This is a genomic window from Rhodococcus sp. AG1013 (assembly GCF_003350365.1).
Lineage (GTDB): Bacteria > Actinomycetota > Actinomycetes > Mycobacteriales > Mycobacteriaceae > Prescottella.
Window position 1 is genome coordinate 109357 of the sequence record NZ_QQAT01000007.1, and the last position, 23861, is coordinate 133217.

The 23861-nt window shown below is 68.3% G+C and carries 23 protein-coding genes; 6 read left to right on the top strand and 17 right to left on the bottom strand.

All coding sequences use genetic code 11. The features are described 5' to 3' along the window. Positions 1-334: 334 nt before the first annotated feature. Positions 335-1003, bottom strand: a complete 669-nt coding sequence (locus DEU38_RS29180) for a hypothetical protein (RefSeq protein WP_258557842.1) — start codon at positions 1001-1003, stop codon at positions 335-337. 108 nt (positions 1004-1111) lie between these two features. Between DEU38_RS29180 and DEU38_RS29185 the strand changes: the two genes are divergently transcribed. Further along, positions 1112-2689 (top strand): LuxR family transcriptional regulator, encoded by a 1578-nt coding sequence (locus DEU38_RS29185; protein WP_258557839.1) that lies wholly within the window; start codon positions 1112-1114, stop codon positions 2687-2689. Between the two features lie 113 nt (positions 2690-2802). Next, positions 2803-3036 carry a hypothetical protein gene (locus tag DEU38_RS11465; protein ID WP_114721198.1) on the top strand — a complete coding sequence of 78 codons (234 nt, stop codon included), beginning with the start codon at positions 2803-2805 and terminating at the stop codon, positions 3034-3036. A gap of 11 nt (positions 3037-3047) precedes the next feature. Here DEU38_RS11465 and DEU38_RS29190 read toward each other — a convergent pair whose 3' ends face one another. The 3 genes from DEU38_RS29190 to DEU38_RS11475 all read right to left on the bottom strand — a co-directional run bounded on the left by DEU38_RS29190 (position 3048) and on the right by DEU38_RS11475 (position 5172). Continuing rightward, the gene (locus DEU38_RS29190; RefSeq protein ID WP_258557819.1) at positions 3048-3227 is read right to left on the bottom strand and encodes a hypothetical protein; all 180 of its coding nucleotides are present in this window, start codon (positions 3225-3227) and stop codon (positions 3048-3050) included. Next, positions 3218-4714 carry a SulP family inorganic anion transporter gene (locus tag DEU38_RS11470; protein WP_258557820.1) on the bottom strand — a complete coding sequence of 499 codons (1497 nt, stop codon included), beginning with the start codon at positions 4712-4714 and terminating at the stop codon, positions 3218-3220. The genes DEU38_RS29190 and DEU38_RS11470 overlap by 10 nt, the downstream gene beginning before the upstream one ends. 101 nt (positions 4715-4815) lie before the next feature. Then, complete coding sequence (locus tag DEU38_RS11475; protein WP_114721200.1) at positions 4816-5172, bottom strand: hypothetical protein; 357 nt, start codon at positions 5170-5172, stop codon at positions 4816-4818. Between the two features lie 228 nt (positions 5173-5400). On the opposite strand from DEU38_RS11475, the gene leuA reads away from it, so the two are divergent. The 4 genes from leuA to DEU38_RS11495 all read left to right on the top strand — a co-directional run bounded on the left by leuA (position 5401) and on the right by DEU38_RS11495 (position 10050). Then, positions 5401-7209 (top strand): 2-isopropylmalate synthase, encoded by a 1809-nt coding sequence (leuA, locus tag DEU38_RS11480; protein ID WP_114721203.1) that lies wholly within the window; start codon positions 5401-5403, stop codon positions 7207-7209. Between the two features lie 352 nt (positions 7210-7561). Continuing rightward, positions 7562-7942: an SHOCT domain-containing protein gene (locus DEU38_RS11485; protein ID WP_114721205.1), complete on the top strand. Its 381-nt coding sequence runs from the start codon at positions 7562-7564 to the stop codon at positions 7940-7942. Positions 7943-8087: 145 nt separating this feature from the next. Further along, positions 8088-9344: a MurT ligase domain-containing protein gene (locus DEU38_RS11490; RefSeq protein WP_114721207.1), complete on the top strand. Its 1257-nt coding sequence runs from the start codon at positions 8088-8090 to the stop codon at positions 9342-9344. Next, a complete protein-coding gene (locus DEU38_RS11495) occupies positions 9337-10050 on the top strand; it encodes a type 1 glutamine amidotransferase (RefSeq protein WP_114721209.1) in 714 nt (237 codons plus the stop codon). The genes DEU38_RS11490 and DEU38_RS11495 overlap by 8 nt, the downstream gene beginning before the upstream one ends. A gap of 295 nt (positions 10051-10345) precedes the next feature. Here the strand turns inward: DEU38_RS11495 and DEU38_RS11500 are convergent, their stop codons facing one another. From DEU38_RS11500 to fadD5, 13 genes are all read right to left on the bottom strand, one after another. Next, a complete protein-coding gene (locus DEU38_RS11500) occupies positions 10346-11536 on the bottom strand; it encodes a PrsW family intramembrane metalloprotease (RefSeq protein WP_114721211.1) in 1191 nt (396 codons plus the stop codon). Beyond that, positions 11533-12207 (bottom strand): hypothetical protein, encoded by a 675-nt coding sequence (locus DEU38_RS11505; protein ID WP_258557821.1) that lies wholly within the window; start codon positions 12205-12207, stop codon positions 11533-11535. The genes DEU38_RS11500 and DEU38_RS11505 overlap by 4 nt, the downstream gene beginning before the upstream one ends. 119 nt (positions 12208-12326) lie before the next feature. Further along, positions 12327-13229, bottom strand: coding sequence for an oxygenase MpaB family protein (locus tag DEU38_RS11510; RefSeq protein WP_114721213.1), 903 nt, complete (start codon positions 13227-13229; stop codon positions 12327-12329). Positions 13230-13251: 22 nt separating this feature from the next. After that, on the bottom strand, positions 13252-13842 hold the full coding sequence (locus DEU38_RS11515; protein WP_258557822.1) for a mce associated protein mas1a: 591 nt from the start codon (positions 13840-13842) through the stop codon (positions 13252-13254). After that, positions 13829-15049, bottom strand: coding sequence for an MlaD family protein (locus tag DEU38_RS11520; RefSeq protein ID WP_114721215.1), 1221 nt, complete (start codon positions 15047-15049; stop codon positions 13829-13831). The genes DEU38_RS11515 and DEU38_RS11520 overlap by 14 nt, the downstream gene beginning before the upstream one ends. Then, complete coding sequence (locus DEU38_RS11525; RefSeq protein WP_258557823.1) at positions 15046-16062, bottom strand: MCE family protein; 1017 nt, start codon at positions 16060-16062, stop codon at positions 15046-15048. Before DEU38_RS11525 ends, DEU38_RS11520 begins: the two co-directional genes overlap by 4 nt. Before the next feature lie 17 nt (positions 16063-16079). Then, the gene (locus DEU38_RS11530; protein WP_114721219.1) at positions 16080-17192 is read right to left on the bottom strand and encodes an MCE family protein; all 1113 of its coding nucleotides are present in this window, start codon (positions 17190-17192) and stop codon (positions 16080-16082) included. Next, a complete protein-coding gene (locus tag DEU38_RS11535) occupies positions 17189-18256 on the bottom strand; it encodes an MCE family protein (RefSeq protein WP_114721401.1) in 1068 nt (355 codons plus the stop codon). Before DEU38_RS11535 ends, DEU38_RS11530 begins: the two co-directional genes overlap by 4 nt. Beyond that, positions 18256-19305: an MCE family protein gene (locus tag DEU38_RS11540; protein WP_114721220.1), complete on the bottom strand. Its 1050-nt coding sequence runs from the start codon at positions 19303-19305 to the stop codon at positions 18256-18258. The genes DEU38_RS11535 and DEU38_RS11540 overlap by 1 nt, the downstream gene beginning before the upstream one ends. Continuing rightward, entirely contained in the window at positions 19302-20495 is a 1194-nt protein-coding gene (locus DEU38_RS11545) for an MCE family protein (protein ID WP_114721222.1), read from the bottom strand. The genes DEU38_RS11540 and DEU38_RS11545 overlap by 4 nt, the downstream gene beginning before the upstream one ends. A 1-nt stretch (position 20496) precedes the next feature. Continuing rightward, a complete protein-coding gene (locus DEU38_RS11550) occupies positions 20497-21354 on the bottom strand; it encodes an ABC transporter permease (protein ID WP_114721224.1) in 858 nt (285 codons plus the stop codon). Then, on the bottom strand, positions 21354-22163 hold the full coding sequence (locus tag DEU38_RS11555; RefSeq protein ID WP_114721226.1) for an ABC transporter permease: 810 nt from the start codon (positions 22161-22163) through the stop codon (positions 21354-21356). Before DEU38_RS11555 ends, DEU38_RS11550 begins: the two co-directional genes overlap by 1 nt. A gap of 69 nt (positions 22164-22232) precedes the next feature. Then, positions 22233-23831 carry a fatty-acid--CoA ligase FadD5 gene (gene fadD5 / locus DEU38_RS11560; RefSeq protein WP_114721228.1) on the bottom strand — a complete coding sequence of 533 codons (1599 nt, stop codon included), beginning with the start codon at positions 23829-23831 and terminating at the stop codon, positions 22233-22235. Positions 23832-23861 lie beyond the last annotated feature (30 nt).

Here is a 23861-nt window from a genome sequence, read left to right on the forward strand (position 1 = left end):
CGCTACGTGGGGTTCACCCGGGAGCCCTCTCGGGTGAGGGCTCGTTATGTGGGAGGCATGTCGGGTGTCGATCGCGCAGGACAGGAGTTGCGCTGCGGGCGCTGATATTCCAGCGTTCCGGAGCGATCGGATCGTGTTTCGGGAACGGCTCGCGGATGCGCTCGACGCCGCCTTCGAGGGTCCGACCGCCGTGCACGTCGCTTTGGCCTGCGCCCCTGCAGGTTCAGGGAAAACCACCCTACTGTCCGGCTGGGCTCGTCGAGCGCGCAGCGACGGTGGACAACCGATCACCGCCTGGGCCACGGTCGACGACCACGACAACGACTCGCACGTACTACACGACACGCTCGTCGCAGCGCTCGTCAACGCGGGCGATCCCCAGTTGCGCCGCATCTGCCGGGGATTGCCGCCGCCGTCTCCCGCGCAACGGTTTCCGATCGGTGAGGCGCTGAGACAGTTCGCCGATCCGATCCGCCTCGTCATCGACGACGCACACCTGCTGCACGACCCTGATGCGCTCGCGGATCTCGAGTCGTTCCTGCGCGCTCCCCCTGCCCGCCTCCGAATCGTCATCGCCGGCAGATTCGAACCGCCCCTTGCCGTTCAGCGCCTGCGACTCGACGGCAAAGTGTTCGACCTCGACTTCCGGGATCTCGCCTTCACCGCGGACGAAGCTGCCGAACTGCTGACCGAACACGATGTGCACCTTCCTGATACTGATCTCGCCGCGCTGATGAAACGCACCGAGGGGTGGGCGGCAGGATTGAGACTGGCGGGAATGTCGCTCGCAGGCCACCCCGATCCCGCCGGACTGATCGCCAACTTCACCGGCGATCGACGCGCGGTGGCGGACTACCTCTTCGAACAGGTCCTCGAAGGGCTCGAACCCCGAGAACGCGAGTTCCTGCTCTACACATCGGTACCCGCCACCTTCACTGTCGCACTGGCCGAACAGCTCACCGGCTACACCGATGCACACGACATCACTGATCGACTCGAGCATCAGAACTGCCTCCTCAGCCGGATCGAGGATTCCCCCACAGTCTTTCGATACCACCCGCTCCTCCGAAGCTACCTGCGCGCGGAAACGACGCGCCTCGGCGCGAAGGCTGTGGCACAACTGGAGCAGGCAACCGCCCAGTGGTACACCGAGTTCGGCGATGCTCTGCTCTCACTCGAACACGGCATCAACGCCGGCGATCACGACCACGTAGTCGGGGTCCTGTCCGAATCCGGCCTCACCCTGGTGCAGAACGGCCATGGTGAGGCCGTCCAACGGCTCCTCGCGCGAGCATCGAGGTCGGTGCGGGATCATCCCGCGGCCCGGCTGGCGGACGCCGCGGCCGCCGTTGCCATCGGCAACACACTTGCCGCCGAGTCCACACTTGCAGCGCTGGAACCGAGTTGGCCGCCGCTCGATGGAACCGCGGATCGTCAGCGTCTGCTCCACGAATCCCTGCGCGTGCAGGCGGCGATCCGGACCGGCGACCTCACTCCCGCACTCGCGCGCCTGTCCCTCGTCGATGCCGGGACCACCGGCGATCCCGAACTGGACGCGTTCGTCCTGCTCCAACTGGGGCGTGGGCGGCTCTACCAGGGAGACGCCGCTGGGGCCGATGGCCCGCTGCGCCGAGCGCTCGCGCACGCGCGGGCCGGCCGGAGCCCGCGCACGGTACTGCATGCTCTCGCCGCCCTCGCGGCGGCATCCGTCTGTCGCGGCAGGGTTTCCGAGGCAGCAGAATTCGCTGACGAGGCAGTCGAACTGGGCCGCGACGCGGATCTGACGCACGATGTCGAGACCCACCTGGCAGCCCTGCTCGGCGCGTGGTGCCGATGGATCCGGCTCGAGGACGCGACCGAGTCCGCCGGCACTGCCACGGTGGCGCTGGTGGACCTCGACACCGACCTGGCCCGGGCCGCATCGTCCCTCGCCGCCCTGTTCGGACTCGCCACTTCGCAGGATCGACACGGGTCGGTGGCCGCGATCCATGCGGGTGGCGGATCGAGTCGACACCGGCCGCCGCCGGGCATCGCGGCCGCTGTATTGCCCTCGATCCATTCGGCCTATCTGCTTGGGGGCGAATCACAGTGGGCCAACGAATGCGTCGCCCGTTCCGCGGTCGCACTCCCCGGGACCGGGGACGCGGTGGTGATCGATGCGCTCGCGCACCTGCACGACCAGCACCTCGAGCGGGCCCGGAAGCTGCTCGTCCCGGTGCTCGACGGCAACCTGATGTGCACTGCAGCAACGAACCTGATCACTGCGTGGCTCGCCGAGGCCGTGGCGGCGCACCGGCGCGGACACCGCGCTCGTACCCACTCCTCCTTGGCGGAGGCGCTGCGACTCGCCGAACCCGAGTCGGTGCTGCGCCCGTTCCATGACGTCGACCCGTCGATTCGAGACCTGCTACTGGACAGCCACGGCAGATTCGGACACCTCGGAGGTTTCGCGGATCGCATCGTCGCGTCGCTCCCGGCCCGCGAGTCGGGGCCCACCGAGGCGCTGACTCCCCGGGAACTCGAACTGCTCGGCGAACTTCCGTCGTGGCGAACTGCCGAGCAGATTGCGAACGACCTCTGCGTATCGGTGAACACCGTCAAGACCCACCTGCGCGGGATCTACCGCAAACTCGGCGTCACCACCCGGCGCGACGCGGTCGCCGCCGCGCACACGCGCGGACTGCTCTGATCGGGATTCACCATCGATGGGTGAGGTGACCCGGACCTCACGACGGCATCCTCGGAAGACCGGGTTCCGCGACCCGGTCGGGGCAGTTCACCTGACATGCCGAGGGAGGCGTCATGGCGCAATCCGATCCGGGCTGGCCGGCCACCGTGCGTTACGCGTTCCTCGTCGGTGGTGAACTGTCCGAACGGGTTCTCGCGGCTTTTCCGGAACTGCAGGTGTCCGAGACGGCTCGCGCCCACACCACCCTCTACGGCCCCGTCCGCAGCCCCACCGAACTGCGTGGCATGCTCGCGCGATTCGACTCGTTGGGACTCACCATCATCGAGATGCGGCGCCTGCCGGACTGAGTCGTTTCAGCTCAACCGTCGTGGCGTTCGGTCACCCGCACCAGGCGATTCTCCGCCGCGGCGAACGCGTGACGCGTCGACTCCCCGATGGTGTCGGTCGACGGGTAGATCTCCAACGCGATTCCCTGACCGGCCAACCGCTCGTCGTCCCAGTACCGCGAGGCGCCCTCGCCGACGCCGCTCAGATACAACCGCCCACCGGCTGCGTCGAGGCGCTTCGCGTAGTCACGGACGCGGAGAAGAACGTCGCACCCAGCGTGGTACGACCCCGAAGTCGCAGGATCACTTCCGGATTCACCGCTCCACCCGGATCGGGCAGCCGAGCCTGCAGTGTCCGGGCGCCGGCATAGAAGAGGCTGCCGTAGACGTCGAGGACGACGATCTGCCCGTCGGCCAGGGCGCGCGGGGCGGGCTGCTCGCGCAGAGCGCCGTCCGAACCGGGCACCAGTTCCACCACCGACAGGTCGATGGCCTCCTGGTTGAGCTGTAACAGCAACGACAGCGCTACGCCGATTCCGACCGCGGCGGTCACCGGAAGAAACAGTGTCGCAACGAAGGTGGTCGCAAGCGCGATCTGCGAGCTCGGTCCGGACTGCAGGATCGTCCGGATCCGGCTCGGCCGGATGGAGCCGACCGCGGCGAACACCAGCACCGCGGCGAGCGTCGGCATCGGCACCTTCCCGACCAGCCCCGAGAACAACACCAGGATGATGAGCATCCAGATGCCCGACCAGACGGCGCCCCAGCGGCTGCGCGCGCCCGCGGTCTCGTTGAGCGCCGTCTGCCCGACCGAGCCGCCGACCGGCATGCCCCCGAAGAAGGCCGAGCCGATGTTGCCGATGCCCTGCGCCGAGAAGTCCACGTCAGCCTGCGACCGGCTGCCGTCCAGGTTCGGTGCCGCCTCGGCCACCCTGGCGCCCTGCACGAGCACGATCACCGCGACCGCGAGTGCCCCACTGACCAGCGAGGGTGACAAGAGCCCCAGATCGGGCAGGCCGGGTAGCGGCAGGCCGGTGGGGATGGTGCCGACGTCGGACACACGGTCCACGGTGCCCCAGCCGAACCCGATCACGATCGCACTCGGCACGACCAGCGCGATCAGCGAGCCGAACAGCGCCAGCCGCGTGCGGGCGAGGACCACGGACAGCAGCAGCGCCGTCACGCCCGTCACCAGGGAACGCCAGTCGATGCTCGACGGGTTGGACACCACGTCGAAGAACTTGGCGACCGCGACGGACCCGCTCGCATCGGCGCCCGCGAGATCGGGGACCTGCCCGAGCACGATGTTCACCGCGATGCCGGTGAGGAAACCGGTCATCACCGAGTGCGAGACGAATCGCGTGTAGCGGCCGAGGCGCAGCAGCGCTGCCGCGACCATCACGACACCGGCCATCAGCGTGAGCAGGATCAACGCCCCGGACCGATCCTCTTCGGGGATGTCGGCCACCGCCGATCCCGCGGCCAGGGCGGCGGCGCTGGTGGTGGTGATCACCATCAGCTTGGTGCTGGTCTGCATACCACCGAAGAGGGGACCCGCGAAGCTCGCGTAGAGCCCGTGGACCGGGCTCACGCCGGCGAGCACACCGGACGCCATGCCGTCAGGCACGCTGCTGATCGCACCGGGCATTCCCGCGACGAAGTCGGCCTTGAAGGACTTCCGCTCCGGCGAGACGCGCACGAATCCATCCCCGCACCGCCCCGCGCACATCGGACATGTCGGCCAGTCTGCGCAGCGGAGCGGTCCGCGTCCCCACTCGCCGCGGATGATGTCCAGCGCGTCTACCGGCCGACCAGTCGAATCTTCGCCTCGATCCGGTGGATGCGCGGGTCGTCGGCGGGAATGACGAACGTCTCGTGAACGTGCGCGGTGGCGAGTGTGCGACCGAACATGCCGGCGTCGATCAGGTAGTCGGCCACTACCTCGTCGCCCTCCACTCGATACTGCTCGTCACGGATGGCGCGGATCACCCGGAACTGTGGGCCACGCGAAAGGCTGCGGCGCAGGTGGTTTCCTGAAAGGCCCGTCTTGAGGCCCATCTCGTAACGCACCGCGTTCGGCGCGTACGGCACCGAATCTCCGTCGTGGCTGAGCAGGGCGGCCACATACGAGCGGGCCGCGTCGAGCTGTGCTGTCATGCGCACAGTCGACCACGTCGACCCCGCCCTCGGTGTGAATTTGCTCCCCACTCCGCGCGTGCTGGAGAGACGCAGGAGTACAGTGCCAGCTATGCAGCGCGCACTCCTCCTTGGGTGCCGCGGCGGGGTCTGATCCAGACTGGCTTCCCGTCGCGGGGTTCTCTCGTGCGCCGGTCGACTCAGCTGTCGGACTCATAAAGTCCACATTCGAACTTGGAGATCAATCCCATGTCCCCCGCTGACGCCTTTACTTCCGGATCGCGCACCATCACTCCGCCGTCCAAGCCGGCGCCTGCTGACCAGCCGATCTGGAACACCCAGAAGAACTCGTCGATGCCGACTTTCCGCTACCGCTCGTTCGGTGAAGAGGTCGAGACCGTCTCGCTGCCGGATCGCAGCTGGCCCGACAAGGTCATCGACCGCGCCCCGCAGTGGTGCGCCGTGGACCTGCGCGACGGCAACCAGGCCCTGATCGACCCGATGAGCCCCGCCCGCAAGCGCCGCATGTTCGAGCTGCTGGTCCGGATGGGCTACAAGGAGATCGAGGTCGGCTTCCCGTCCGCGAGCCAGACGGACTTCGACTTCGTCCGCGAGATCATCGAGGACAACGCGATCCCGGACGACGTCACCATCCAGGTGCTGACGCAGTCCCGTCCCGAGCTGATCAAGCGCACCTTCGAGGCCTGCGACGGCGCGAAGAACGTGATCGTGCACTTCTACAACTCGACGTCGATCCTGCAGCGTCGCGTCGTGTTCCGCGCCGACAAGGACGCGATCAAGAAGATCGCCACCGACGCCGCCGCGCTGGTGCTCGAGGAGGCGAAGAACCACCCCGACACCAACTGGCGCTGGGAGTACTCGCCCGAGTCGTACACCGGCACCGAGCTGTCGTACGCCAAGGAGGTGTGCGACGCGGTCGTCGAGACCCTGGGCGCCACCCCCGACAACCGGGTGATCATCAACCTGCCGGCCACCGTCGAGATGGCCACGCCCAACGTGTACGCCGACTCCATCGAGTGGATGCACCGCAACCTGACCAAGCGCGACAGCATCATCCTGTCCCTGCACCCGCACAACGACCGCGGCACCGGTGTCGCGGCCGCCGAGCTGGGCTACCAGGCCGGCGCCGACCGCATCGAGGGCTGCCTGTTCGGCAACGGCGAGCGCACCGGCAACGTGTGCCTGGTGACACTGGGTCTGAACATGTTCACGCGCGGCGTCGACCCGCAGATCGACTTCTCGAACATCGACGAGATCCGTCGCACGGTCGAGTACTGCAACCAGCTGCCCGTCCACGAGCGGCACCCGTACGGCGGCGACCTGGTCTACACCGCGTTCTCGGGCAGCCACCAGGACGCGATCAACAAGGGCCTGGACGCGATGAAGGCCGCGGCCGACGACCAGAACGCCGATGTCGACGACATCGTGTGGGAGGTCCCCTACCTGCCGATCGACCCCAAGGACGTGGGCCGCACCTACGAGGCCGTGATCCGCGTGAACTCGCAGTCCGGCAAGGGCGGCGTCGCCTACATCATGAAGGCCGACCACGGCCTGCAGCTGCCGCGTCGTCTGCAGATCGAGTTCTCGCAGGCCGTCCAGAAGATCACCGACGGAGAGGGCGGCGAGGTCTCCCCGAAGGAGATCTGGGACGTGTTCTCCGAGGAGTACCTGGCCCCGGTCAACCCGCTCGAGCGCATGCGCCAGAAGGTGACGGCGTCCGAGGAGGACGGCGGCACCGACGCGATCACCGCGGTGGTCAAGGTCAACGGGGCCGAGCAGGAGATCTCCGGTTCCGGCAACGGTCCGCTGGCCGCGTTCGTCGACGCACTGGGCACCATCGGCTTCGACGTCCGCGTCCTGGACTACTCCGAGCACGCGATGTCCGCCGGTGACGACGCCCAGGCCGCGGCCTACATCGAGTGCGCGGTGACCCTGCCCGACGGCACCAGCAAGGTCGTCTGGGGCGTCGGCATCGCCACCTCCATCACCACCGCGTCGCTGCGGGCCGTCGTCTCGGCGGTCAACCGGGCGCACTGAGTTTTCCGAACTCCTCGAGAGGGGCCGCATCCGTGAGGGTGCGGCCCCTTCTTCGGCATGGGACTCCGATTCGTAGCGGGTATCGCGGCAGCGCTCCTGGGCCGTGGGGCGCAACCGCACCGCAATTGAGCTGAGCGCCCATTCCTCGACGCGAGCCGCGGGTTTCCGCGGAAGCCGACGAGGAGTGGGCGCTCAGGCCGATGCGGGAGGCCGACGAACGAGGAATCCGACGGTAATCGCGGCCGTCGAGATCGTGACGCGGATTTCACCTACAACGAATGACCCAATTGCGGCGGCCGTTGTGTCACAGTCAGTTGCACTCTCGACCGAACACGTGAATGGAGCCGTCCGCATGGACTCTTTCTGGGATTTTCTCTGGGTGATTCTCGTCAGCTTCGCGTTCGTCGCCTACCTGATGCTGTTGTTCTCGATCATCACGGACCTGTTCCGGGATCACAAGAGCTCCGGCTGGGTCAAGGCAATCTGGGTGGTCTTCCTGATCATCCTCCCGTTCATCACCGCGCTCGTGTACCTGATCGTCAAGGGCGACGACATGACAAAGCGGTCCATCGCTTCCGCACAGCACATGAAGGACGCGCAGGACTCCTACATCCGCCAGGTGGCCGGTAAGTCCGGCGCGGAGCAGATCGCCGACGCCAAGTCGCTGCTCGACTCCGGCACCATCACGCAGGAGGAGTTCCAGGCGCTCAAGGCCAAGGCCCTGGCCAGCTGACCTGGGCACTCGCGGGTCCACGCGGCACTCGTCGCTCGGCTTTTCGTGATGCCGCGCTCCCGATCGGGAGCGCGGCATCGCCGTTTCCGGAGCGGCAGCCCGGCGCCGGGCGACGTCCCCGATCAGCCTGTGGAAAACTCGGCACGTGGGAACTAGCACTCGGATCAGTCTGCGCGGACGCCTCGCCCTGCGTGCCGCGGCCGCTGCGGCGTGGGCATCGCAGAAGGCCGGACGCGGCAAGGGCTCGATGATCGGCGGCCTGATCGCGCTGAAGATCGACCCGACCCTGATGGAGCAACTGGGTCGCGGACGCCGCAGCGTGGTGATCACCGGCACCAACGGCAAGTCGACCACCACCCGCATGACCGCGGCGGCGCTGGCGACGCTCGACGAGGTCGCGACGCAGGCCGACGGCGCCAACATGGACGCCGGTATCGTCGCCGCGCTCACCGCGCGCGTGAACGCCCCGCTCGCGGCCCTCGAGGTGGACGAGCTGCACGTCCCGCACGTGTCCGACGCCGTGAACCCCGAAGTCGTGGTGCTGCTCAACCTCAGCCGCGACCAGCTGGACCGGGTCGGCGAGATCAACATGATCGAGCGCAAGCTGCGCGCCGGCCTCGAACGGCACCCCGACACGATCGTGGTCGCGAACTGCGACGACGTGCTGGTCACCTCCGTCGCCTACGACTGCAAGAACGTGATCTGGGTGGCCGCGGGCAGCGGTTGGGCCAGCGATTCGGTGAGCTGCCCGCGCACCGGCGAGCCGATAGTGTGGGACGGCCCGAACTGGCGCAGCACCGGCTCCGACTTCGCGCGTCCGACGCCGGACTGGTGGCTCGACGACGACAACCTGTACGGCCCCGACGGGCTGGTGCTCCCGATGAAGCTGACGCTGCCGGGCAGGGCGAACCGCGGCAACGCGGCCCAGGCCGTCGCCGCCGCCGTCGCGATGGGGGCGAAGGCGGAGGACGCCGTGGCCGCCGCATCGATCGTCGAGGAGGTCGCCGGCCGCTACAGCACCGTGCAGGTGGGCGCGCACTCCGTGCACATGCTGCTGGCGAAGAACCCGGCCGGCTGGCAGGAGGCGCTGTCGATGATCGACCACAGCGTCGACGGCCTCGTCATCGCCGTCAACGGCCAGGTCCCCGACGGCGAGGATTTGTCGTGGTTGTGGGACGTGCGCTTCGAGCACTTCGAGGGAGTCAAGGTCGTCGCCGCCGGTGAGCGCGGCACCGACCTCGCGGTCCGCCTGACGTACGCCGGCGTCGAGCACACGCTCGAGCCGGACCCGTTGAAGGCGATCGCGTCGTGCCCGCCCGGACGGGTCGAGGTACTCGCCAACTACACGGCGTTCCGTGACCTCAACACCGCGATCGCGAAGGAGAACAGCCGCGATGTCTGAGTCGACGGTCCGCATCGGCCTGGTCCTGCCCGACGTCATGGGCACCTACGGCGACGGCGGCAACGCCCTGATCCTGCGGCAGCGCCTGCGCATGCGCGGATACGACGCCGAGATCGTCGACATCACGCTCAGCGATCCCGTCCCCGACTCCCTCGACGTCTACACCCTCGGTGGCGCCGAGGACTCGGCGCAGCGCCTCGCGACCCGCCACCTCAACACCTATCCGGGCCTGCAGCGCGCCGCCGAGCGTGGCGCACCCGTGCTCGCGATCTGCGCGGCGATCCAGGTGCTCGGGCACTGGTACGAGACGTCGGCCGGCGAGCGCGTCGAGGGCGTCTCGATGCTCGACGCCACCACCACCCCGCAGGCCACGCGCTCGATCGGCGAGGTCATCACCACGCCGCTGATCGACGGCCTGACCGCTCCCCTGTCGGGTTTCGAGAACCACCGCGGTGGAACGACTCTCGGCGCCGACGCCGAGCCCGTGGGCCGGGTGACCCACGGCGTGGGCAACGGCGTCGGCGACGGACTCGAAGGCGTCACGCAGGGCTCGGTGATCGGCACCTACATGCACGGACCGGTACTCGCACGGAATCCGGAGCTGGCGGACCTGCTGCTGAAGCGCGCCCTCGGGGTGGACGAGTTGGCGCCGCTGGACCTGCCCGAGGTGGAGCAGCTGCGCCGCGAACGGTTGCGGGTGCGCTGAGTCGGATCGACGCCGACGAGGGAAAGGTCCCCAGACAGGGGTTCGGCCGGGAATGCTTTCACACCCTCGGCCGGATCTCTGTTTCACGAGCCTTTCACCGTTACCGATTACTCACTCGATCCGCACTACTAATACTACGCGCGGACCGGCGCGCCGCAATGCCTCGAACGGGCCGATCCAATTTGTGACTGTTGCCCGAACAATGTGACCTGAGTGTTATCGGAGTTCCCGTGTGCTCCTGGCGTCGCCGGCAGGAGCACTCGGGGCAACACGACCGTTCGTTTCGGGGTGGAACCTACGGATTCGCCGAGGGGACGACGGCACGGATCCGCCGAACCTCGGATCGCGCGAATTCGACGCGGCCGGTGTCGGTTCCGCGAGACCCCGCCAACTCGTCCGCCAGGTCCCCGGCCGCCTCGAGGACGAAACCGGCGCGTTTGCGTTCGTGGTGGGTGGCCGGGGCCTTCCGGAACGCCCTGCGCGCCTTGCGGTCGCCACACATCGCCTCGAGTTCGGCATCGGTGATCACACCGTTCGCCACCTCGGGCGCCATGACGTGCCGCAGGTACTCGCGTTCGCGCGGAACCGTCATCTTGAAGACGCGAACCACGACGTACAGCCCGACCAGGATCATCGCGACGATCATCAGCAGCATCAGCGCACCGTTGCCGCGGGTGATCGCCCCGGCGGAATCCCAGACGCCGTGCAGCAGCATCGCGCACGCCATCAGCGCCAGTCCTCTTCCCGCCCGGCGCGGCTCGCCCGGACGCCCCATCAGGTAGACCAGGCCGGCGCAGAAGATCGCGCTGTAGAGGACGTGGGCGGTGACTCCGGTGGCCATGCGCAGCCAGACGGTCGACATGGCGGCCTCCACCTGGTTGGCCCCGAACTGCGACCCGGCGGAGTTCAACGCGTAGACGATGTCCTCGATGATCTGGAATCCGAGGCCCAGGAATGCGCCGAGGATGAAGCCGTCGAAGGCGGTTCGCACCAGTCGCGGCGCCAACGAGACGAGGAGCAGCAGGCCGATCCCCTTGGCGACCTCCTCGGTGAAGGGGGCAGCGAGACCGGCTCCCCAGTCGAGCGACCACGCCTGCCCGAACACCTTCGCGTACAGGGCCAGCAGGGCATCGTTGGCGGTGGCCGCCATCACCCATGTCGCGGCGAATCCACCCCACAGGAACGCGACGACGATCAGCTTCACCGGCTGGCGGGCGTACCGGTCGATGTGCCGGGTGAACCACCAGAACACCGCCCCGTACACGGTGAAGGAGATGGCTGCGACGGCAATCGCCCGACCGTACGCGCCCGACGAAGTGGCGAGCATCGCGAAGAAGGTCAGGATTCCGCTGGCGACCAACAGCAGGTACACCCAGAAGGCGGCGTTGCGCGGCTGATAGAACGCGAACGAGCGACCCCAACCGGAATTGTCGATCGCCGCGACGCGGGACTGCTGCAGCTCGTCGATCGTCTCGGTGGTGGTCATGCGCCCCCTCCCGTTCGGTGGCTGATGCTCGAGATCATGCGTCCGATATCCGAGGACTGATCGTGGTCGATCTCTGGGGGGCCGACGGCCACGACCTCGACACCGATCCCGTCGAACACGAACGCCGCGATGACGCCGTCGGACGTCGTGCCCGAGTACCTCGCCAGCACACCGCGGCCGCCGTCCGCGGTCGTGATGTCGGCCGGGTCGCCGGCGACCTGGAATCCGTTGGCACCATTGAGCGCCTCGGTCGTCTGCCTGATCTGGTCGAGGAGTCCGGCCGCATCCCCGGTGAACGGAGCGCTGCGAACCGCGAAGGAGACGTCGCCGTCCACAACCTTTGCCGAGGGCGGGTACGACCCGGAAGTCGGCTTGTCGCCGACCCGCACGCCCGAGGTGATTCCCCAGTCCGCGGCCGGAACGAACGTCACGCCGCCCTCGACCTCCATGACGTCGCCCGCGGCCACCCGGTCGTCGTACGGGGTCGCGTCGTCGATCGCGGGCAGGATCGTGGCCATGATGAGGACGAACGCCAGGACGACCAGCGTCGGAGCGATGGTCCTGCGGTCGAGGCCCAACCATCGTCGATCGACGGGAACCCATCGATCGTCGGGCTCGAAGTAGTCGATGGCGGCACCATCGGTCTTTACCGGTTGCTGCGACTCGGTCAAACCTTCGTCCTCTGTTCCGGCCTGGGGCGCTGGGCACCCTGTGCCCTCCATCAAACCGGACGAATGCCCCGCGCACAGCGCGCAACACCGGAACGTGCCGACGTCGGCACGGCCTGCACCTACACGAGTCGCCTGCCGCGCCGGATCCGGCGTTGCAGGTCACGCATCAGCACCCGACTCGGCAGATGCCGCACGAATCGGGGAACGAAGCGGTTGACGAACGCGACGAAGATGAACAGGTGCTCGAACCGGCGGCGATCGTCCTCGCTCCACTCCAGCCCGAGCTGTTCCCGGAACAGCGGCGCCAGGAATCCGGCGGTGAGGAACTTCAAGAGGGCACCGAACACCAGCCGCAGCGGCCACGACGCCATCCGCAGTCCGATCAGATCGGTGAGGTATCCGCGGACGGTGTCGTCGATCGCGACCCGCTCGCAGGCGATGTTCCAGTACCGGTCGAAGTCGGCGCGCGTGGCCGGCCACATGTCCTCGGTGACCTGCAGCGTGGTGCCGAGGGTCGACGACGAGCGGTAGAACTCCTCGGCCTGCGCGGGCGTCATCTTCCCGTGCAGCAGCTGGTGAGTGTCCTCGAACCCGATGAAAAGGCATGCCGCAACCCACAACTGCAGTTCCCGGTGGAAGGCGTTGTAGGTCACCGGACTGTTCTCGTCCGACCGCACGTGCCGGTGGGCGCCGTTCACCGCCTCCCGGTAGGCACGGCGCTCGTCGTCGGTGCCGAGGATCGCCACCGACAGGTACGTGAACGTGGTGCGGGCACGCTTCCACGGATGCTTGACGAGACTGCCGGACTCGACCTTGCTCTCCGCCACCCCGTGTCCCACCTCCGGCCACGACAGCTGCATCACGACGTTCGCCGCGCCGCCGGCGAACGACCAGAAGTCGAGGGCATCGGAGATCCGGGCCGGGCCGCGTCCCCGGCGCCGCGCGGTCGCGATGCGAATCCGGGTGCGCTCGTTGGTCAGTCGCGGTTCGGCGCCCGCGAGGTCCAGATAGTTGGTCGGCATGAGACCCCTCCGCTGCCGGTGGCTACTTGGTCTCGACGTTGTCGACGATCCAGCGATCGCCGTCCCGTTCGAGCATCACGACCATCCGGTACTTCTGCGACTTGCCTTCGGGAGCAATCACGTTCTTCGCCTCCTGGTCGACGAAGGCCAGCATCACCGCACTCGAATCGTCGAGGCTCTGGACACCGATGTTCGTGACGGTGGCCGTCGCCTGCCCCTGACCGTCGGTGACGAGTGTCCGCAACGCGTCGACCATCTCGTTGTACTTGCCGGTGAACTCGGGCGTGGACATCCCCGCGATCTTGTCGCGGTTCGCGTCGAGGTTCTGGTAATCGAACGACGCCATCGTCTGCGCGTAGTCGCGGGTGGTGTCGATCGCCGCGTCGCGCAGCGAATCGAGCTTCCGCTGCTCCCACCACTGCAGGGCCGCCACCGCTCCGAGGACGACGGCCAGCACCGCCAGGATCGCGACGGGGACGATCCCGAACCGGCGCCGGTCGGTCGACGACGGCTCGCTCGTGTCCGCGGCCGCGTCCACCACCGGTTGCGCCGTCGTGGCAACCGCACCGGTGGTCGCGGTGTCGTCGCCGTTGTCCGGCTTATCGTTCGCCATCTCCGAACTCCTCCAGCAGTTGGTTCCATTGGTCGAGCGCCTCGACCCCGGTGGGGACGAGGATCGGGTCCTGCACCATCGGCGGGCCGATGACCGTTCCTGGCGTCGTCGCGTTCTGCAGCCCGAGATCGTCGGGGCGTGGGGCCGTTCGCGATCCGCGCTGCGCGATGTCGGTTCCGGGCGGGCAGTACAGCGTGAGGTTCGGCTCGGTGGGCGTCAGGGCGCCCACGGCGCGACGGGTCGTGTCGTAGTTGCACACGGGCCCCTGCGTACCGACGAGCGCGAACTCCGCCCGGTCCCCCTTGACGATCGATTCGAGCTTGCCGAGCCCTTCGGGGATCTCGTCGAGTCCCACGGCCAGTGCGTCATGTCTGTCGGAGATGACCGGGGTGACCGTCGCGAGATTCGCCAGCAGCGCACCGAAAGTGTCGTGGTACCGGTCGAACAGTTCCCTGGTGCGGGTGAGCGCCTCGGGCGAACGGTCGACCAGATACACCAGGACCGGCCGGTTGTCGTCGAGTTGGCCGGTGAAGGTGCGCGCCGCACCCATCCCGCGGACGAACGAATCGGAGGCCTCTGCCATCGTCCCCACCAGGCTCGCGGTGCGCGTGAGCAGTGAGCGCAGTTCGGGTGCCTGCCGTTCGAGCAGAGCGGTGAGCCGGTCGCCGTCGTCGATCAGTCCGGTCAGGCTGGGCCCGAGCCCCTCGAAGGATGCGCCCAACTCGGTGCCGAGGGTGCTGACGGCGTCGGGGTCGATACTGCCGAGCAGCCTCGCGGCGTCCCCCATCAGTTGGTCCATCTGGACGGGCTGCTGATCCTGTGGCGCGGCCAGGGTGTCGCCGTCCTCGAGATACGGCCCGGCGTCGGTGTTCGGGAAGATGTCGACGTTCTGGATGCCGGCAACGGTCCCCATCCCGACCTTTGCGATGCTGTCCTGCGGGATCCGGGTCCCCGGATCGAGGTCGAACTCGACACGCGCACCGCCGTGTTCGGCGTCGAGCGCCACCGACGCGACCTTCCCGACCTGCACGCCGCGGTAGGTGACGGTCGTTCCCGCGGTGAGCCCGAGTGCGTCGGACATGTTCGTATGCAGTCGGATCGGGTCTCCGAAGGCGCGCGGACCGGCCACGTACGCGATACCGAACGGCACGACCACTGCGGCCGTCAGCGCGAACAGGATCAGCTGGACCAGCACGACGCGCCTCATCCGATACCTCCCGACAACAGCGAGCGCATCGACCCTGCCTCGGGCGGCGGTGCGGCCGTCCCGCCGGTGATCAGGTTCTCGATGCCGGCGGGGATGTCGAGGGTGCCGTCGAACATCAGATAGTCACCCTTGGCCGCACGATCGAAGTTCCCGAGGAAGCTGTTCATGTTCGCGAGGGTCTCGCCGATGCGAGAGTTGTACGAGCGCAGCGATGCCAGCACTGTCGCAGTGTCACCGAGCACCGCACCCAGGCCGGTCGACGACTGCGACGTCACGAAGTCCACGTGCTCGGCCAGCCGTGCGCTCGAATCGAGCAGGGAAGCAATGCGATCCCGCTGTCCCGCCAGGATGGTCACCGTCTCGGGCGCGGTGTCGAGGAACCCGTCGATGACGTCCAGCTGCGCCACCAGTTGGCGCGAGATGTCCGCGGCGAGATCGGTCGCGGCATCGAAGTCCTGCTGGTGCTGCGTCGCCGTCCCGGTCAGGGCGGTGACCGTGTCGAGCAGGTTCCGGACCTGCTGGGGTCGTCCGTCGAAGGCGGCGTTCAGTTCGCCGATCACGGTCTGCAACTGGTCGAAGCCGCTACCGGTCAGGACCGCGCCCAGGGTGGCGAGCGCGCTCTCGATCTGCGGCCCGATCTCGGTGCGGGACAGGGCGATCACGTCGCCGTCGGACAGCGCGGTTCCGGACGGCTGCTCGGGCTCCCGGAGCCGGATGAACGGACTGCCCAGCGCGGACGGCAGCTCCACCGCGGCCTCGACGTTGTCGGGCAGCTCGACCGACGACGTCAGGTTCAGGTCCACGACCGCTCCGACGGTGTCGGGGGACAGGTGCGCGACCCGACCGATCACGCGCTGTCCGTGGCGGACGTCGGCACCGAGGAGCCCGTCGGCGTGCGCGAGTTGGACGCTCACGGTGTAGTTGTCGCCGGGCACGGACCGCCCCAGCGGCAGGTCCTGGATGCCGGTGCCGCACCCGGTGGCGGCCAGGGCTCCGGCCAGCGCAACCGTCACGATTCCTCGGCGCCGCATCAGTTCCCCCCGATCGGCGCGGAACCTCCCGAGAGCAGCGTGGCCAGACCCAACGGGTCGGATGCGCTGATCGGGAAGGAGATCGGATTGGTGAAGCCGGCGCCCGTGCACAGCGGCATCGGGTACTGCTCGCACAGGGGCTGCGCAACCGCGAACTGGGTGAGCGCGGTGGAGATGTCGAGCCGGATCCGGCCGCGGTCGTCGGGTCCGACGGTCTTCGACAGGTTCTGCATCAGCAGCGGCACCAGGTCCATGAACTCGGCCAGGCCCGGCCGATTCGCGGCGAGCGCGTCACCGAGGGTCGCCATGTTCTGCGAGATCACCCCCACGTGGTCGCCGTGTTCAGCGGTGAAGCGGTCGATCTGGTCGAAGACGGTCGCCAGATCCTGCAGCGGCTGGGAGATGTCGAGGTCCTGGGCCGCCCATTCGTCGCCGAGCGCAGCCAGGTCGGACACCAGCGCGTCGAGGCTCACCTGCCGCTCGTCGAGCTGGACCATGAGCGTGTTCAGGTTCTCGACCACGGCTCCGATGTCTTCACTGCGCGCGCCCACGACACCCGTTGCGGCGCCGAGGTTCCGGACCGCACGGTTGAAGTCGTCACCGCGACCGCTCATCCCGGTCGCGGCCCGCGACAGCAGCTCGCCCGCGTCGCCTCCGTCCGGTCCCAGCGCCTCGGTGAGCGTGCTGAGGCTGCCCATCAGGCCGTCGAAGTCGATCGGTGCGTGGCTGCGCTCGAGCGGTATCTCCGCACCGTCCTCGAGTTTCGGGCCGCCGCGGTAGGCCGGGCCGAACTCGAGGTGCCGATCGCTGATCACCGAGGGGTTGAGCACGTACGCGTGCGCGTCCGCCGGCAGGTCGACGGTGTCGGGCACCGACGCCGTCACCCGGACGTGGGTACCCAGCGGTTCCACTGTGGTGACCGTGCCGACAGGTACCCCGAGCACCGTCACGTCGCTGCCCGGGTAGAGACCGTTGACGTACGCGAAGTCGACGTGCACGGTCTTCGTGCGGTCGGTCCCCGCGAACACGAACCAGGCGCCGGCCGCCACCGTGATCACCACGACCAGCGCGAGCACGATCCGGCCGGAGATCCGTCGGTGGGGGGCACTCATCGGCAGCCCTGCATCACGCCGAGCATGCACAGCATGTTATCGGGGACCACGGCGGCGGGGGCGGTGACGTCGGTCCACGATCCGTTGCCCGTCGCGTCGGTGGCCGCGCGCAGTGCCCGCGGCAGCCGGGTCAGGATCTGGTCGATGTGATCGGCGTTGCGTTGCAACGTGTCCGTCACCTCGACCAGGTTGGTGGTCATCTCCCCGAACTCCTCCTCGTGTTCGGTGTAGGTGGTCGCGAGGGTGGACAGCACGGACCGGAGATTCTGGACCAACCGGGTGAGCACCTCCTTGCGCACCGCCAGGGTGCGGACGATGGTCTGTGCGTTCGCCACCGTCGCAGTCAGCGAGTCGCTCTGTCGGACGGCCAGATCCGACAGCGAGCGCGACATGGTCAGCAACTGGTCGATCTGCTCGGCGTTCTGCGCGACGACCGCGGACGCTCCGCTGATACCCGCGAGAGCCTTGCCGAGCTGCTCGGGGTCGTCCGGCATCACTTCGGACAGCGTCGTCATCATCGCCTCCAACGACTTCGCGTCGATCCGAGTCGCCGCATCGGTGGCGTCCCGGCTGATGTCGTCGAGGCTGTACGGCACGGTGGTCCGGGCGAGCGGGATGAGGTTCGCCGCCGCCCCGTCGGACGCAGCCTCGTCGACAATTCCGGCAGGGACCACCTCGAGGTACCGCTTGCCGAGCACCGTCTTCAGCCGCACGGTGGCGGTGGTCCGGTTCCCGAGCGGTTGTCCGTTGTCGAGCCGGAAGTCCACGCGCACATGATCACCCGCGAGGTCGATGCCCTCGACGCGTCCGGCGGGCACGCCCGCGACGTAGACAGGGTCGCCGCCGGACAGGCCGCTGGCATTGGCCAGTTCGGCCGTGTACGGGCTGGTCCGGGCCAGGTACCACACCTTGGGTATGCCGATCGCCGCCGCGAGACCGGCCACCAACAGCACGATGCCGACGGTGCCCAGCGCCAGCGGAGTGCCCGCACCGGGGCGGCGCTCACCACGGAAGACGAACAGCCACACCCCGACGACGACGTCGATGATCCGGACGGGGAACATCATCGGCACACCTCCGAATGGGTGGTACCGAAGATGTTGGCCTCCACGTCGCCGACCTTCAGGACGAAGTTGCACAGGTAGAGGCTGACGAACCCGCCGTAGCTGCTGATCCGGTTCACCCCATCCGCGAACTGGGGCATCTGTGCGACGAAGCGTTCGAACGCATCGGTGTCCGCGATCCAGGCATCGGTGACCGATGTGAGGTCGGTGATCGAACTGCCGAACGCGCCCTGCGAGTGCGTGAGGGCGTCCGCGAGCGACGCCACCGCGCGATTCCCGTTGTCCAACAAGGCCGCCAGTTGATCGTTGCTGCCGGCCACCGAGGTGCTCAGATCACGCAGACCGGTGACGAGTTCCTCGAGTTGCAGTTGGCGCGAGTTCACCGATCCCATCAGGGTGCTCATGTTCGACAGCAGTTCCTCGAACACACCCCGGCGGTTCGCGAGATCGGTGGTGAGGGTCCCGATCCGGTCGAGCAGCGTCGCGACCGTCGCCCCACCGCCGTCGAAGGTCTCCACGAAGCCGCGGGTCAGCGCATTGACCTCGGCGGGGTCGAGTGCGTCGAACAGCGGCGCGAATCCGTTCATCAGGGCGGTGAGGTCGACCGGCGGTGTGGTCCGCTCGAGGGGGACGACGCCACCCGGCGCCAGTGCCTCCGACGACGTACCGGCCGCGACCGCCTCGACGGCGCCGCCCGGCGGTGGGGTGAGCGCGAGGTACCGGGCACCGAGCATGTCGCCGTACCGCACGGCCGCGGTGACGTTCCGGTCGAGGGGATAGTCCGACGACACCTCGATCCCGACGACGGCCTTGCTGGTGCCACCGCCCGCGTCGGCGAACTCGATGGAGTCGACCCGGCCGACCCGGACCCCGGACATCGTCACCGGATTGCCCTGGTTGAGACCTTCGACATCGGTGAACTCGACGGTGTATCGCTCGGTGGCACCGTGCACCGGGACCGACAGCGTGTTCGCAACCAACGAGGCGCACACGACACCCACCGCGCAGAAGCCGATCACCTTCGCGAGCGGAACCCAGGCCACCTTCATCGGATCTGCACCTCGGTTCCGCGCACCAGGGGGCCCAGCATGAGCGTGGACACCGGACTCTGCGCAGGCTCCGAATCCGCTGTCGCGCCGAGCAACCGATCCTGCAGCACCTGCAGCGCCTGCTGCTCGTCGGCGCCGCCGTCGACGCCGACGGGCCCACACGCCCCGGCCAGCGCGCCGTAGGAAGGACAGTCGGCAGCCGTGTAGGGCATGGGATCCGCGAACGTCGGCACGGCGGTGATGTCGAAGTGGCCGGTGGAGAACACCCGCGCACCGGCCGCGCCGAAGGTTCGCGCCCCCTCGAGCGTGTCGACGAGCCCGGTCGGGTCCGCCGCGGTGGTCGCGAGAATCACGCCGGTCGAATCGACGACCGTGACGATCCGGTCCCGCTGCCCACCGAGGAATCCGGCCAGGACGGGCGCGAAACTCGCGGCTGCCGAGAGACTTTCGGACAGAGAATCCGCGTTGTCGACCAGACTCCTGGACACCGACGCCGCCGACGACAGCGTCGCGACGACGTCCGGGGTCGCGGTGTCCAACGCCTGCAGCACCGCCCGGAACTCGGGGGTCGCGTCGAGGAACGTCTCTGCGGCCGGGGCGAGCGTCCGCGACGCGGCGTCGAGCTGGCCGATGATCCGGCCCACCGTCTCGCCGCGTCCGTCCAGGGCCTGCGACAGCGCCGACAGGGCCACCTGCATCTTCTGCGGTTGCATCCGGTCCAGGACGTCGACGAGCCTGGTGTAGACGCCGTACAGCGCCACCGCCTCCGGCCCGGAGTCGACGCGCACCTCGTCGCCGTCGGACAGGCTCGTCTCCGACAGCGCCGGGGGCCCCGGATCGTCGACGAGCTGTATGTAGATGTCCCCGAAAAACGTGCGGGGTACCACCCGGGCCGTGACGGTCGCCGGGATCAGTCCGATGGCGTCGGCGTCGAGCTGCAGCCGGACGACCGACGACTCGGTGCCCGGCTCGATCCCCGAGATGCGGCCGACGTTGACCCCGCTGTAGCGGACGGGCGCCTCCCCGCTGACGAGTCCCGCCGACGCCGGGATCGCGACGACCACCTCCGGGTCGCGGTGCAACTGACCGGTTCCCCGCAACACCATGGCGGTGCCGGCGACCACTGCGACCAGGACAGCGATCGCGCCGCGCACGAGGAAGGCTGTTCGGCGACGGCTGTACACGTCCACGTCAGACCCCCATTCCGGGGATCGTGGGCACCAGGCCCCAGAGCGCGAACGTCATGAGCACATCGAGGATGCCGATCGCGAGGATCGCGGTCCGGAGCGCGCGTCCGGCGGCCTGCCCCACCCCGGCGGGGCCGCCCGACGCGAAGTAGCCGTACGAGCAGTGCACGAGGGCGACGACGCCCGCGAACACGATGGCCTTGAGCGCCGAGTACACGAGATCGGTCGGCGACAACGCCAGGTGGAAGAAGTAGTCGTAATTGCCCGCCGAGGCCCCGCCCCAGAACACGATCACCAGTCGCGTCGACAGGTAGCTGGCGAGCAGACCGATCATGAAGATCGGCAGGACGCACACCATCGCGGCCAGCACCCGGGTGCCGGCGAGGAACGGGATCGACCGCACCGCCATCGAGTCGAGGGCGTCGATCTCGTCGGAGATCCGCATCGCGCCCAGCTGCGCGGTGAATCCGGTCCCCACCTTGGCGGCCAGCGCGATCGCGACCACCACCGGCGCGAGTTCGCGGGTGTTCGCTATGGCCGAAAGCATCCCCGAAAGTGTTGTCATGCCGATGAGTTCGAGGCCACGGTGGGTCTCGACACCGAGCATCATCGCAGCGGCGAGGGACATCGCGAACACGATCCCGATCGTCCCGCCGCCCGCCAGCACCGAGTTGGTGCCGAAGCTGACCTCGCTGATCTGAGTGAGGACGTGCTTGCGATACCGCGTCGCCGCGTACGGCAGCGAGACGAGGGTGCGGTAGAAGAACGTGACGTGTCGGCCCACATCGGCGAGACCGTCGAGCACGGCGGATACCGGCCGGACGGCCCGGCGTAATCGCACCCTGGTGTCGAAGCCGACCATCAGTACGCTCCCACTGCCGGGACGATCACCGTGTACAGCGCCGACAGCGCGGTGTTCACGATGAACACGAGCGCGAACGCGATCACCACGGCCTCGTTGACCGCGTCCGCGACCCCACGGGGTCCGCCCTTGGCGTGCAAACCCTTGAAGGTCGCGACGAGCGTCGAGGCGAGCGCGAAGATCGCGGCCTTCACAAGCGCCATCACGAAGTCCGACATGCGGCCGTACTGACTGAAGGTCGCCATGAACGTTCCGGCCGGCAGGTGCTGGACGTAGATGTGGTAGAGGTAGCAGGCCATCACGCCGCCGAAGGTGACCATCGCGCACAGCGCGAGCGACACCACGACAGCCGCGACCAGACGGGGCGCGACGAGCCGCTCGAGCACGTCGATCCCCATGACCTCCATCGCGTCGATCTCTTCGCGAATCTTCCTCGAGCCCAAGTCCGTACAGATAGCCGATCCGGCCACCCCGGCCATCATCAGTGCACACACCAGTGCCGACGCCTGTCCCACGATGATGAACGCCACCACCGCGCCGGAGTACCCGCCGGCGCCGATCCTCCCCGCCAACTCACCGACCGACACCGCGACGAACACCCCGATCGGAATCATCAGCAGCAGAGAGGGACCGGTACTCACGCGGCCGATGAACAGCGTCTGAGTCACTGTCTCCCCGAGCGAGAGTCGCCCGCGCAGCAGCGCCCGCACGAGCGCGACGAGAGCCTGCACGGAGAAACCGATGAGGTACCCGCTCTGGAGGGCGACGTCCTGCATCGGCCCCTTGGCGGTGGGTAACTCGTACGTCATTCGCCGGCCCTCCCCAGTTCCGTGTCGAACCCGAGACCGCTGCGGCCCCCCGCGCGGTCGGCTGCGCCGTCAGCCCTGCACGACGGCGGCCGCCCCGCCCCGCAGGTCGCCCTTGACGACCTTGCCACTCGCGTTGCGCGGCAACGCCTCCACGCACACGACCGCCTTCGGGTGCTTGTAGCGGGCCAGCTGCTCGTCGAGGAACGGCTGCAGTTCGGCGAGCGTGAGGCTTCCGCCGGCGTCCGGCCGCAAGGCGATCACCGCCACCGGAATCTCGCCCCACTTGGGGTCCGGGCGGCCGATCACGGCCGCCTCCTGGATCTTCGGATGCGCGAACAGCGCGTTCTCCACCTCGGCGCAGTAGATGTTCTCTCCGCCGGAGATGATCATGTCCTTCTTGCGGTCGACCACGTAGACGAAACCCTCGTCGTCCATGCGCACGAGGTCTCCCGAGTGGAACCACCCGCCGTGGAACGCATCCGCGGTGGCCGCCGGGTTCTGCCAGTACTCGAGCATCATCGTCGGCCCGCGGTAGACGATCTCCCCGACCTCGCCGGGCGCGACGTCGTTCATGTCGTCGTCGACGACCCGGGCCTGGACGGTCGGGATCACCCGGCCCACCGAGCCCAGCTTGCGGAGTGCGTCCTCACCGTCGAGCACGCAGGTGATCGGCGACATCTCGGTCTGCCCGAACACCGCAACGTTCGACGCGTCCGGGAAGGTCTCGGCCATGGCCCGCAGTACGGTGTCCGATGCGGGGGCCGCGCCCCAGGAAATACCGCGCAGCTTCAGCTTTCGCGGCTGTACCTGCTGAATCGCACAGACGGCCTGCCACTGGACGGGCACCAGGAACAGCGTGGTGACCTGCTCCTCCTCGAGGACGTCGAGCAGCGTGTTCGGATCGAACGCACCGACCGGGTAGATCACGGTGGTCAGGCCCAGCATCAGACTCGGCGCCATCGACCCCAGTGCGGCGATGTGGAACATCGGGGACGCACAGAACCCGATATCGTCGGCGCGGTTCAACTGGAAGGCGCGAATGCAGGTGAGGGCCTGCGCCTCCATGTTGCTGTGCGTGAGCACCGCACCCTTGGGACGCCCAGTAGTGCCCGACGTGTACATGATGAGCGCCGGGGTGTCGTCAGGAACATCCAGCACGGCACGATGTTCCCCGGCCTCCGCCACGAGATCCTCGTACCCGAGCACGCCTCCTTCCGAGCCGGCGCCGACCGTGACGATCAGGTCCAGCCCGCCGGTCTCCGCCCGGACCGCAGCGGCGAGTGGCGCCAACGTCGTATCGGTGATCACCGCGCCTGAGCCGCTGTCCCGGACGAGATATGCGACCTCGGGGACGGTCATGCGGAAGTTCACCGGCACCGCGATCGCCCCGAGCGCATTGGTGGCGAGCACCGCCTCGAGGTACTCCGGACGATTCAGCATGAGGATCAGGACCCGGTCCCCGAAGCCGACGCCACGACGCGACAGCGCGTCCGCGAGCTTCTCGACCCGATCGTGCAGCGTGGACCACGTGATCGAGGCGCCCTGGAAGCGCAGCGCCTCGCGCTCCGGGATCATGCGGGCGTGGCGTGCAACCTGGTTGTTCCAGTTGGTGCGACGGGACCGTTGCGCCTCGAGCGAGGCGGCGGGCACAGCAGCGGAAGTGACCATCGAGGGTTCCTCTCGTGCGTGGCGGGTCCT